We start from the raw sequence: 12614 nt of genomic DNA on the forward strand, positions 1-12614 counted from the left end.
TGAGTCATTGGTAGTGAGTTTAGAATTAGGGTTGGGATGAGTTTAATTGGATTATTGTCACTGTTCCATTTTTAAGCGTTGTCTTTGTTTTACCGTCGTTAAACTTAAACGATACTATCTCTAGCGTGCTTGTCCCTGGCTTGGCATCCGGGGCTATTTCCGCGGCAAGATTAAATAACACTCCCTGACCAGACGCGCTATTTACTCCATAAGAGGCTACTTTTACTTGTCCATCAGTAATATTATAAACTGGATTACCCCATGCAGAAACAATGCTTCCGGAATTATTCACTGAAGTAATCTTAATTGCCGCCGGGTCAAATTTGATGGTTGCCTCGCAGGCAATAAACCCTAAACCGCTTATATCGCTGGTAGATAAAGCAATAGTAATACCCTTATCATTTGCTTTGGCCTGGATATCCGATAAGCTGACCTCTATGGCGCGTTCACTGCGCGCCTTTTCTTCAAATGACTTTGATAAAGCTGAAGCTATGGATTCTTTAGCAAAGGTGCTGGGAGAGACCACTTCAATTACGGTAGATTGCCCGTTTTTGGTTAAGAATATCCCCACAGGCGTAGTATCAGTTTCAGATAAATAAATCGCAATCATCTGCTTTTTGGGATCTTGGGCATAGATATAGGCCTTTGCCTTGTTAAGCGCGGACTGCACTTCTTTTAAAGTAGTATCATAATCATAGGCCACGGTATTTTTTATGGCATTGCCTCTTGATTGCTCCAGCTGTTCTGTGGATATTCCCGCGAATCCCTTTGCCGCTTCTTTTACCTTCGCGCATCCGGATAATAAAATTACCGCCATAACTAAACCAAATACGCATAAATTATTGCTTTTCATATTTCTATGCTCCTTTCTAATTAGAATGGGTAATGAGCATGAGCAGTGGGGTTGGGGTGGGAATTGGAATGAGACATTTATCCTCACCCCCACCCTCATCCTATACTCACTACTCACCACTGATTACTCATCCTTACCTGTTATTCATTCACCAATTGTAATATTTTATCCAAATTCCTGCGTGCCTCCTCTTCTCCCCTTTTCACAAAATCCTGCGCGCGTGAAAGCTCCATCCAATGCAAACCTTTTGTGTCCGGATGAAGGATTATATCCGCAAGCTTGCCTTCCCTCTGGGCTAATTCAGACTGCATAAACTCTATACTGCTAAACACAGCGTTAAAAATATTCATCTTCATTCTGTCTTTGTAATACTGACCCAGATTAAACCAGCTTCTCTTAACCGGCTTATCAATTGCTGCGGAAGATGCCAAATCCTCTTTTGACGGAGTAACATTAACCGCGATGATCTTTTTTACCCCCGCGCTAAACAATGGCTCTGTGGGAACCGGATGGATAAGGCCTCCGTCAAAAAGCACCTCGCCTTTAAAAAGAAAGGGGCGAAAAATCCCGGGCATAGAGCAGCTGGCCATGATCGCGTCTGCCAAAAGGCCTTTTTCAATAACCTTAGGCTGCTTTCTTTTCACATCGCTGGCTACTATCTTTAAAGGAAGGCGTAGATCATAAAAAGTCTTATTGCCAAAATGTTTTTTCAGGAAAGCGTAAAGCTTTTTCCCTTTGACAAAAGCAACTAACGGAAGAGTTAAATCAATTATCTCCCAGATATAACGCGGATCCTTAAAATCTTCGGTTGCCTGAAGGATCTCTTGGCTTGACTTTCCCATTGCCCATAACCCGGCGATTACCGCCCCCATGCTTGCCCCGGAGATAACGTCTATTGGTATATTCTCTTCTTCAATCACCTTCAGGACCCCGACATGGCAGAAACCATACGCCACCCCTACTCCTAAAGCCAAGCCTACCTGCGTTTCTCCCACCTGACGGCAGATCCTGCGCACAGCTTGAGAATATTCAGATGAAGCAGCATCTAAAATTAAGCGCTCTGAAGCGCTAAAACCTATGCGCGGCAAAGTGGCAAAAATATTGTGCTCTAAAAGTTCAGCCTGCTCAAGGTACGCAATCTTAGCCAGCTTATATTCATTGATCACTACTTTTATTTTATCTTCTGGAAATTCAAATTTTTCCCTTAGATGGTCGATCAAATTACGGGTCTTTTTTAAATCTACCGGGTCGGGGCTGGTTAAAAGGTGCAGCGCATCCGACTGGTTCAATACCCTGAAAACAAAATCATCCATAATCGACGGCAAATCAAGCACTACATAATTGTAATCATTGACCAAGAAATTCATAACATCTACTAACTTGCCAACACATTGCTCCTGCTGCGGCTGGTAATGAAAAAACGCTATATCAATGCCGAAGTTGGTCCGCACAATAGCATCTTTTATATTATGATACTGGCTGCTTGAACAAAGATCAAAAATCTGATATTGTTCTTTTAAATCCAACCGCGAAGCTAAACTATGCCTGCGCTGGTCTGAACAAATATCCAAAATAATAAGCGGTTTATGCACCTGTTTGCTTAAGCCCAAAGCCAGATTAAGGGCGTAAATGCTTTTCCCGGACTGCGAATAAGAGCTAAAAATCGAGATGACCGTGCTTTCAAATACAGTCTTGGGATGCAAATCTTTATTCTTAAGCCGCCGCGACAGGGTCCGGCTTAAATCTATCGCCAAACCGGGCAGCTTCTTAAGAAGCTGGTCAAAATCATCCTTCTTAATCTCTAAGATCAAACAATCATTAAGGGCCCTGGCGGTTACAGAATGCGGCTCACCGGTTAACAAAGAAATAATCCCGAAATACTTACCCCTGTGTAAATGCTCAAGCTGTATTTCATCACCGTGCTCGTCATAAGTAAAAATAACCACCCTGCCTAAAATAATACAATAAAAGCAGGATACAGGAGCTTGTTGGGCATAAATAACCTGGCCCTTTTTATATTCCACGATTTGGCAAGAATCCCGAATACTCTTTAGATCTTCGGGGCTAAGCGCGGAAAACAAAGGAATGTCTTTTATTATTTTATCTTTATCGATTTGATCCATATAGCCAGCCAATCTTTTTACTCTTCTGCGGCGAAATCCCAACCTCCGAAGCTTACTTCGCTCAATCGGGGCGCCGGGATAAACAATTCTCCTTACAAACCAAAGCGTATTTTAAAGCGCTGGGCCTTATTTCCCTTTCAAAAGTATTATAATCCACTTTCACAAGCCCAAAACGCGGAGCAAAGCCTTTATCCCATTCAAAATTATCCAAAAGAGACCAATAGAAATAACCTTTGACTTTTGCCCCCTGTTTTATAGCTTCAAGCACCTGCTCTAAATGGGAACGGATAAATTCCCAGCGCAAAGTATCATCTTCTAGGCAAACGCCATTCTCAAGTATCACAATCGGCAGGTTATATTTTTTCATCCCGCATAATAGGCTAAGCAAACCTTGCGGATAAATATCCCAACCCATATAATTTTTGGGCAACCGGCTGTGATTTTGGGTGCAGACATCAAGCACTAAATTCCTAAAAAGCCAACCCTTCATCTCCACTAATTGCCGGGTGTAATAATTAATCCCGATATAATCAAGTGTTTTAGCGCGGAATAGTCTATTCAAAAAACTGTAATTATAATATTTATCCCTTATAAAACTGGCTACCGCGTTAATCATCTTCCCGGGGCAAGGCACAAAGGCCTGGATATTATGGGCAATGCTTACCATGGCAGATGGCAGATTATTTTTCTTGTAGAAATCGTGTATTACCCGGTATGCCATTTGATGAGCAAGCGCAAAATTATTTTCGACTTGCCTTGCCTTGGAAAAAGATTTTTCCTGGGGAGGCCAAGCCCCCACAGCAAAAGAATGGTAGGAATAGACAAGCGGCTCATTAATGGTAACCCAATAACACACCTTTTCGCCAAGATGCTCTACGACATAATGGACATATTTGGCAAAATATTCTGCGCTCTTGGGGCACAGCCATCCTCCAATAGCGGCAAACCATAGCGGGTTGGTAAAATGATGCAAGGTCACCACGGGCTTAATACCGCGCTTTTTTAACGCATCTAAAACTTGAGCGTAATGCTTGATTTCTTCAGAGGAAAATTCATCAGCAGTCGGCTGAATACGCGCCCACTCTAGAGACAGGCGATGGGCGTTGTGGTTTAGGGACCGGGCAATTTCAAAATCTTTTTCGTAAAGCTGGTAATGCTTGCAGGCATCCCCGGATCTTTGTTTCCCGGATTTAATTTCCCATTCCCGCCAATCAGAATTATTATTATTGCCCTCTACCTGATAAGAAGAACAAGACGCTCCCCAAAGAAACCCTTCTGGAAATTTAAGCATAGTATTCCTATTATAACATTGAACGATTTAAAAACTCAACAAAAAAACGGCCAATAAAACAAACGGTTTATCGCTAACCCTTTTGCCTTTATCGGCCGTTTAAAATAAACTGGAGTATCAACGCGCTTTTTTCTGCGGAACCTGCTGTTCCGGAGGATTTAAATACGTGCTCAAAACCTCCCAAGTCTTTGGCCCTACTTTGCCGTCTGCCTTAAGATTGTTGGCCTTCTGGAACGCTTCTATCGCCTTCTTGCTCATAGGCCCAAGCTTACCATCAATATTTCCAGTATAGAAACCGGCATTCTTAAGAGCTGCCTGAATCTCTTGATTGCTGGGTTTATAGGGGCCCACCGGAGGAAGGCTTGTCGCCTGTATCCCGGCCGGGGCAGCCTGCTGCCCAACGGAAACATTGGCTTGCGGGGTAGTTTGCGGCATAGATTTATTATCCACTACTACGGAAGTCTGAGTCTTTAAAGAATCCATGGACTCTACGGATAAAGGCTCTTGCAATTCTTCCAAATCCTGCGGCTTTTTACTACAGCTTGATAAACCGATTGCCAAAAACGCTATTAACATTAAATATAATACCTTTTGCATCTTTTCACCTCCTTTGGTGGTTATTGATTATTGTAATACTACCTTTTGCGAAAAGCAAATAAAAAAATATTAAACACAAAGATCCGGCTGCTAAGAAGGCCTGTGACGCGCCTATAATTTGCGCCACCCACCCCGCGAATAAACTGCCCAAAGGCATTCCTCCGGAAAAGGTAAGCATAAAAATGCTGATTACCCGGGAGCGAAATTCATCCGGGGCAGAACTCTGCAAAATAGTATTAATAATGCTGGTAACGCTTACCGCACTATAGCCGATTAAAGATAAAAGAACAAGCGAAAGAATATACACCTTGCACAAAGAAAAAAGTATCAAACCCAAAGAAAAAATAAAAGCGTTTATAAAAAGAAACTTTTCCTTATTTCTGAAATCACCTACACTGGCTAAGCTTACCGCAGATAACAATGCCCCCGCTCCGCTTGCGGACATCATCATCCCTAAGCCTGAAGGCCCCAAACCAAAAAAATCCTTTGCTAAAACCGGCAAAAGTACCACATATGAAAGCCCGAACACGCTTATTGTCCCAACCATCAGCATCAAAACTTTAATCCCGGGATTATTGCGCACAAAGCGCAAACCTTCGCGCAAATCACCAAGAAAATCTTTCATGCCAGCGCGTTTATACGGGCTTAATTTAATCACCATTAAAGCGGCAAGCACCGCTAAGAAACTAAAACCATTTATGTAAAAACATCCTGCCATGCCAAGGCTGGCAATAAAAATACCTCCCAGCGCCGGGCCTAAGACCCGCGCAGAATTAAAAGCTGCTGAATTTAGCGCTATAGCATTAAGCAAGTGCCTCTTCCCGACTAATTCCACCACGATTGACTGGCGCGTGGGAGAATCAAAAGCCATAACTATGCCATTTAAGAAAGCAATCATCATTATTGCCTGCACAGTAACCAATTTCTCTTGCACTAAGAATGCCAAAGTAAACGCTAAGGCCATAAAAATAGTCTGGGTTAAAATAAGGATATTTTTCTTATTGAGCCTATCGGCAAATACTCCGGCAAAAAGAGAAAAAACCAAAATAGGGGCTGTCCCCAAGAAAGCTACTACCCCTAAAAGCCAGGCAGAACCGGTTAAGTCAAAAACTAGCCAACTCTGAGCAACCGTCTGCACCCATGAGCCGGTAAAAGAAACAAGCATGCCCAGCCAATAAACACGAAAATCTTTTATCTTAAACGCGTCAAACATATTATTTTTATTTTCTTAAGGAAAATGAACGGATAATCCGGAGGGAGTCATTATTAATAGAATGAGAAATGAGTATGAGTAGTGATTAACCCACGACTCACCCCTGTTAATATATTTTTACGTTGAAAGCAAACTTCTTCTCCGTAAATAACTTTATGCAGGCCTCCGCTACTGCCATATCATAAAAAATGCCTTTTCTGCTATTTATTTCCTCCAGGGCTTTCTCTATGCCTAACGCCGGCCTGTAAGGCCTGTGAGATGCCATGGCCTCTACAACATCAGCCACGGCGATAATCTTGGATTCAAAAAGGATTTTATCAGCTGTCAACCCCGAAGGATAACCAGAACCATTGATGCGCTCATGATGCTGCAAAACAATATCCGCTATCGGCCAGGGGAATTCTATGGGTTTTAAAATATCATAACCGACCTGCGGATGGATTTTAATAAGCGTGAATTCCGCTTCACTTAAGGTCCCGGGCTTGTTTAATATTTCCGAGGGAACATAGACTTTCCCGATATCGTGGATGACCGCGGCCATACTTACACCGCTTACCTCTTTTTCATTCAAACCCAGTTCCTTGGCCAACTGATAAGCTAATTGTGCCACTCTCTGCTGATGCCCGGCAGTATAAGGGTCTCTTTTTTCCACCGCCGATGACAAAGCGGCTACGGTTTCAGCTAAAAGATGCTCAATATTCTCATAATAATGGTTTAAAAGATCCCTAAGCGATACTATCCCCACGATAGAGCCGTCTTTAACTACCGGCATATGGCGTACGCCATATTTTTGCATCAACTCCATGACGCTAACATATGATTCATCGTGATTGGCGGTTTTAAGGCCTGTGGTCATAATGTCTTTTAGCTTAATTGAAGAAACGCCACCGGTTGCGATAAAATCCACACGGGTCAACAAATCTCTTTCAGTAAATATTCCTACGGTATTGCCGCCTTCTTGGATTAAAAGCGAACTTACCGCGTGACGGCGCATAGCATTTATAGCTTCCAAGAGGCTGGATTGAGCGTCTATATTAACAATGTTTTTCTGCATATAGTCAGATACGGTCTTATCCATTTTTGCCTCCTTGTGCAAAAAACAAGAAAGATTCAATATCTTTGCGCGCCTTATCCTTTACATCCACAAAACACACTCCCAATTTATACATATTATCTTTTTCCACAGTGCAATAACGCACCTGGCCCCTTAATTTTATATCGCCTGTTAAATCAAGGCCAAAATCTTTTACTTGGGCGAATGAAAATTGCACATAGAGTATTGACCCCACAGAAATATCCATGTGGCTAAGCAACGATATCCCGCCTTCGCTTATATCTAAAAGTAACCCCTTTTCGTTTTTATCGCCATGCCGGATGACAACATCAAGGACCGCCTCTCTACGATAAGTAACGACAAGCTGTATTCTAAATCTTTTATGTTTGCGCTTATCAAAGCCGGAATAAGAAACAGTCATATTATATTGATTTTTTATATAGAGTAAACCAAGTAGTAAGATTATACCTTAAAATATAATATTTTACTACGGAATTTTATAAACTAGCGAACATAATTGGTAAGGATCAGCAATGGGGCTGGGTAATGAGTTTAGGGCGGGGGCAAGAATAATAATAAGTTTAAGAGTTAGAACAAATCGGAAACGATTATTTTATGTAAATCGGCCGCGCACGATAATGTGTGTGTAAAAGTTGATGCGCCTTCTGGCTTAATGGCTTCTCCAGGAATTGCGCGTATAATTTCTTTACATAAGGATTATCGTGAGAACAACGAAACTGTCTATCGCGGTCATCTTGATACAAGCCAGCGGCCCTCTTAATTCTTAACTCATCGGTAACTCCATAAGGCTGCCCGCCGCCGCCCACGCACCCACCGGGACAAGCCATAACTTCAATAAAGTGATACGGCAGCTCTTGTTTGTTTTTCTTGGCTTCTCTTACTTTATTTAAAACATACTCCACGTTGCTTAAGCCATGGGCTACGGCAATACGCACAGTAATATCTTTTATTTTTATTTGCGCCTCTTTTACCCCTTTTAAGCCGCGAGTTTCTTCTAGGTCCACTTTCCCTAAATTAGACCCGGTAATTAAATTATAAGCGGTGCGTAACGCCGCCTCCATAACTCCGCCAGTTGCCCCGAAAATTACTCCTGCTCCAGTGTAATCACCTAAGATATGATCCGGCGCCTCATCAGGCAGATTCACAAAATCTATCCCTGCCTGCTTGATCATACGGGCTAATTCACGGGTAGTTAAAACTACATCCACGTCCTGGCATCCGGAAGCAAACATTTCATCGCAGCGCTGGATCTCATATTTCTTGGCAGTACAAGGCATGATAGAAACCATAAACATATCTTTGCGCTGAATCTTGTTTTGTTCGGCATAATAAGTCTTGGCTAAAACCCCTAACATTTCTTGAGGTGATTTTGCCGAAGAGAAATTATCAACCATATCCGAATGGAATTTCTCCATAAAATCCACCCATGAAGGGCAGCAAGTGGTAATAAGCGGCAGATTCTCCGGGCGATTGGTAAATCTCTCCACAAATTCCGCGCTTTCCTCCATGATCGTCACATCGGCACTGAAATTAGTATCAAAAACTGCCCTAAAGCCTAAGCGGCGTAAAAGCGCGTATAATTTACCGGTCAAATTTGTCCCTATGGGAAGGCCAAAGGCTTCTCCTATGGCAACTCTTACCGCCGGGGCAATTTGCACCACGCAATACTTTTGCGGGTTTTGCAGCGCCTCCCAGGCTCTGGCAGTTTCATCTTTTTCCACTATAGCCCCAGTCGGGCAATGCGCCGAGCACTGGCCGCAGCGCACACAAGGCGAATCAGCAAGTTTTATATCCCCCGCGGGAGAAATTCTTGTATTAAACCCTCTATCAAGAAAAGACAAGGCCCAAACATCCTGCACATCTTGACAGACCTGCACGCATCTGCCGCAAAGAACGCATTTCTGCGGTTCAAGCATTATTGTTCCAGTAGAATCATCTGCTGGCAAATCCTTCAGATAATTGCCGAATTCCTCTTCGCGAATACCAAAGTCAGCAGCTAATTTTTGTAATTCACAATTATTATTCCTGCCGCATTTTAAACAATCATTGGGATGCTTAGAGAGGATCAATTCTAATACCGTTCTTCTAATCGATACTATCTCCGGGTCATGAGTAATAATATCCATTTTATCTTCTAAGGGCGTGCAGCAGGCACGAAGCATCTTGGCTGATCCTTTGATCCTGACAATGCAAATACCGCAGGCAGCCGAAGCGATTAAATCCGGATGCTTACAAAGAGTTGGTATTTTTATATATACCTTCTTTGCGGCATCAAGGATGCTTGTGCCTTCTTTTACTTCAACTTCTATGCCATTTATCTTTGCTTTTACCATTTATTAATCCTTGGAAATTGCCTGAAATTTGCATACCTCAAAACACTTCTCGCATTTTATGCATTTATCTAATTCAATATAAAAACCTTTTTCCCTGTCTCCGGCAATCGCGTTAACCGGGCAATTAGCCACACAGACGCGGCAACGCTTACATTTATCCTGAATAATACTATAGGTAATAAGGGTTTTGCATTTATGCGACAGGCAGCGCTTATTAATAATATGTTCCTTGTATTCGGTTTCAAAATATTTTATCGTGGAAACAATCGGGTTAGAAGCAGTTTGCCCCAGCCCACACAACGAAGCTTTTTGCATAGCCTGTGAAATCTTCTTAAGCTTGCTTATGTCTTCAAGTTTCCCATGCCCCTCGCAGATACGGTTTAATATATCAAGCATCTGAAAGCCTCCGATACGGCAAGGCGCGCATTTGCCACAGGATTCATCCACGCAAAAACCTAAATAAAATTTAGCGATATCTACCATACAATCGCTTTTATCCATAACAATCATGCCGCCTGAACCCATGATCGAGCCTAATTTCTGCAGATTCTCATAATCTACCGCGGTATCGAGGTATTCCTGCGGGATAACCCCGCCCGAAGGCCCGCCTGTCTGCACTGCCTTTATGGGATACTGGGCGCCTAAACCTCCACAGATATCAAAAACAATTTCCTTCAAAGTCGTGCCCATAGGAACTTCCACAAGGCCCGAATTCTTAACTTTTCCGGTAATCGCGAAAACCTTTGTCCCTTTAGATTTATCTGTGCCGATCTTGGCGAAATTATCCCCGCCGTTTAGAATAATATAGGCAATGTTAGCTAAAGTCTCCACATTATTTATTGCTGTGGGCTTGCCCCACAAACCTTTAACCGATGGATACGGCGGCCTGGGGCAAGGCGTCCCGCGCCTTCCTTCTATAGAGGCAATCAACGCTGTTTCCTCTCCGCAGACAAACGCTCCGGCGCCTAAACGGATATCCACATTAAAAGAAAATTTACTTCCTAAGATATTTTCCCCCAGGAATCCCCAATCACAGGCCTGCTTTATGGCTTTTTGGATCCTCTCTATGGCCAAAGGATACTCTGCGCGAACATAAAAATAACCTTTAGTCGCGCCGATAGCAAAACCGGCAATGATCATGCCTTCTATAACTGAATGAGGATCCCCCTCAAGCACACTTCTGTCCATATACGCGCCTGGATCCCCTTCATCCCCGTTACAAATAATATATTTCTGGTCCGCTTCAGGCTTTCTTGTAGCCAACCACTTCATCCAAGTAGGATACCCTGCTCCGCCTCTGCCGCGTAAACCGCTTTTCTTCATTTCTTCGATCACGGCTTCCGCGGACATAGATGACAAAACCTTAGAAAGGGCGGCATAGCCATCATTAGCAATGTAATCTTCAATACTTTCCGGGTCTATCAAACCGCAGTTGCGAAGCACTATCCTTAACTGCTTAGAGCTAACAGGGTGGTCTAATTCCTGGATCAACTGGCCGTCTTTGAGGGTTTTTTCAATGATCTTCTTTATGTCCTCTTCCTTAATATTAGCGTAAACAATCTCTCCGGGGAATATCTTTACCACTATGCCCTTGCCATACACCCCGATGTCCGCTACCCTGACTATCTGCACATCATTCTCAATACCGGCTTCGCGCGCCTGATTCACGAAAGAAGTGTAGAAATCGCGCGTGCGATCGGCTGCGCCAGAATTTGTATCTTTTAAGAACACTATTTTCTTTTCCATTAAAGTTACCTTTTTAAATTTAACTCGTAAATATGGTCTTTGACTAAAAGCCCTCCGCAGATATGCTTCTCCACGATCTTTGCCGCGCCTTCCTTATCCACTTTCCCATAAACCACATCCGGAAGCCCATCTACGTGCACCTCAACCAATGGCTCAACGCAGCACATCCCCAAGCATCCGCATTTTTTCACTTCTACATCCAGGCCTTTTTTCTTGATCTCTTCAACCATAGCATTATAAACTTCTTCGGCTCCGGCAGCCAACCCACAGGTGCTAGTGCCGATTTTAATCCACTTAGATGGCTTTTTCTTAGCCTTTAATCCTTTGGCCATTTCTTCAAAAGCATCTTTGGTTAATTTGTTCGCCATATTCCTACACCTGCTTCCCATATTTGGATAAAATATCCATGATCTCGTTTTTCTTTAATTTACCGTAGACTTTCCCATCTATGGTCATAACCGGTGAAAGCCCGCAGCAGCCTAAACAACGCACAATATCAAGCTGGAACATTCCATCCTTGGTAGTGCCGCCTTCAACTATATCAAGAATACTTTTTATTTCATCAACGATCTGGGGGGCGCCTTTTAAATAACAGGCAGTTCCCAGGCATACGGCAATTTTATGCTTACCCGGAGGCTTAAGCTTAAAGAAATTATAAAAGGTTATCACCTCATAAATTCTAGCTAAAGGAACATCTAATATCTTAGAAAGCTGTAAAGCGGCTTCACGCGGGACATACTCGTAGTGATTCTGTAATTCATGCAAAATCATGATTAAATTGCCCGGCTTGTCTTTCCATTTACTTACCAAGCTGGCAATTTCACTGTTGACTTCTGCTCTATCCATCTTTTCTCCTGTTATTGCCACTCTGTGAAATTTATCACGAAGTAGACCTTTAAAAAAGAGGAACCCCTTCCCCCTATTAAAGTGAATGACATTATATAGGTATAGCTTTTTACTGTCAAGCTAATTTTCTAAAGATTTATGGCTTTTTATCCAGATATTTGATCAACTTTTCCCAAGTGCGCGAGCCGCAGACCCCGTCAGGAGCGATGCCATTGGCCTGCTGGAATTTACGAAGCGCATCTTTAGTCTTTGAACCGATTTGGTTGTCAACTGGCCCTTTATAAAAGCCTGCCTTGATCAGCGCAGTTTGAATCTCGCCGGCTGTCGGCATGCGCACTTTTTCCTGCCGCGACTGTGATAAAATCTGGTTCAACTGGACAATCTGGTCTTTGAGGCTGGCGTTTTCATTCTTTAACGCCTCTACTTGCTGATTTTTTTGCTGGCTTGTAGTTTCTAATTCAGCATATTTATCGGCTGTTACGCATCCGCTTATAAACAAAACACCTAAACACAAAATCCACTTGTTCATCAAATCCT

At 42.8% G+C, this 12614-nt stretch carries 11 protein-coding genes and 1 pseudogene; all 12 read right to left on the minus strand.

Going from position 1 to position 12614, the window contains the following annotated elements:
* Positions 1-25: 25 nt before the first annotated feature.
* Positions 26-853: a cohesin domain-containing protein gene (locus tag MUF05_05175; protein MCU0666464.1), complete on the minus strand. Its 828-nt coding sequence runs from the start codon at positions 851-853 to the stop codon at positions 26-28.
* A gap of 140 nt (positions 854-993) precedes the next feature.
* Positions 994-2976, minus strand: a complete 1983-nt coding sequence (locus MUF05_05180) for a cyclic nucleotide-binding domain-containing protein (GenBank protein MCU0666465.1) — start codon at positions 2974-2976, stop codon at positions 994-996.
* Positions 2977-3037: 61 nt separating this feature from the next.
* A complete protein-coding gene (locus tag MUF05_05185; GenBank protein MCU0666466.1) occupies positions 3038-4267 on the minus strand; it encodes a glycoside hydrolase family 1 protein in 1230 nt (409 codons plus the stop codon).
* A gap of 117 nt (positions 4268-4384) precedes the next feature.
* Complete coding sequence (locus MUF05_05190; protein MCU0666467.1) at positions 4385-4864, minus strand: peptidoglycan-binding protein; 480 nt, start codon at positions 4862-4864, stop codon at positions 4385-4387.
* A 4-nt stretch (positions 4865-4868) separates the two neighbouring features.
* The gene (locus tag MUF05_05195) at positions 4869-6077 is read right to left on the minus strand and encodes an MFS transporter (protein MCU0666468.1); all 1209 of its coding nucleotides are present in this window, start codon (positions 6075-6077) and stop codon (positions 4869-4871) included.
* A 106-nt stretch (positions 6078-6183) separates the two neighbouring features.
* Positions 6184-7155 carry a CBS domain-containing protein gene (locus MUF05_05200; GenBank protein ID MCU0666469.1) on the minus strand — a complete coding sequence of 324 codons (972 nt, stop codon included), beginning with the start codon at positions 7153-7155 and terminating at the stop codon, positions 6184-6186.
* Positions 7148-7552 (minus strand): PilZ domain-containing protein, encoded by a 405-nt coding sequence (locus MUF05_05205; protein MCU0666470.1) that lies wholly within the window; start codon positions 7550-7552, stop codon positions 7148-7150. The genes MUF05_05200 and MUF05_05205 overlap by 8 nt, the downstream gene beginning before the upstream one ends.
* Positions 7553-7739: 187 nt before the next feature.
* Positions 7740-9485, minus strand: a complete 1746-nt coding sequence (locus MUF05_05210; GenBank protein MCU0666471.1) for an NADH-dependent [FeFe] hydrogenase, group A6 — start codon at positions 9483-9485, stop codon at positions 7740-7742.
* Between the two features lie 3 nt (positions 9486-9488).
* A pseudogene (locus tag MUF05_05215) lies at positions 9489-10931 on the minus strand (4Fe-4S binding protein).
* Between the two features lie 305 nt (positions 10932-11236).
* Complete coding sequence (locus MUF05_05220) at positions 11237-11599, minus strand: (2Fe-2S) ferredoxin domain-containing protein (GenBank protein MCU0666472.1); 363 nt, start codon at positions 11597-11599, stop codon at positions 11237-11239.
* A gap of 4 nt (positions 11600-11603) precedes the next feature.
* Positions 11604-12077: an NAD(P)H-dependent oxidoreductase subunit E gene (locus tag MUF05_05225; GenBank protein ID MCU0666473.1), complete on the minus strand. Its 474-nt coding sequence runs from the start codon at positions 12075-12077 to the stop codon at positions 11604-11606.
* A 136-nt stretch (positions 12078-12213) separates the two neighbouring features.
* Positions 12214-12606 (minus strand): peptidoglycan-binding protein, encoded by a 393-nt coding sequence (locus MUF05_05230; protein ID MCU0666474.1) that lies wholly within the window; start codon positions 12604-12606, stop codon positions 12214-12216.
* Positions 12607-12614 lie beyond the last annotated feature (8 nt).

This window comes from Candidatus Omnitrophota bacterium (assembly GCA_025453395.1).
Classification (GTDB): domain Bacteria; phylum Omnitrophota; class Gorgyraeia; order Gygaellales; family Profunditerraquicolaceae; genus JAlOQK01.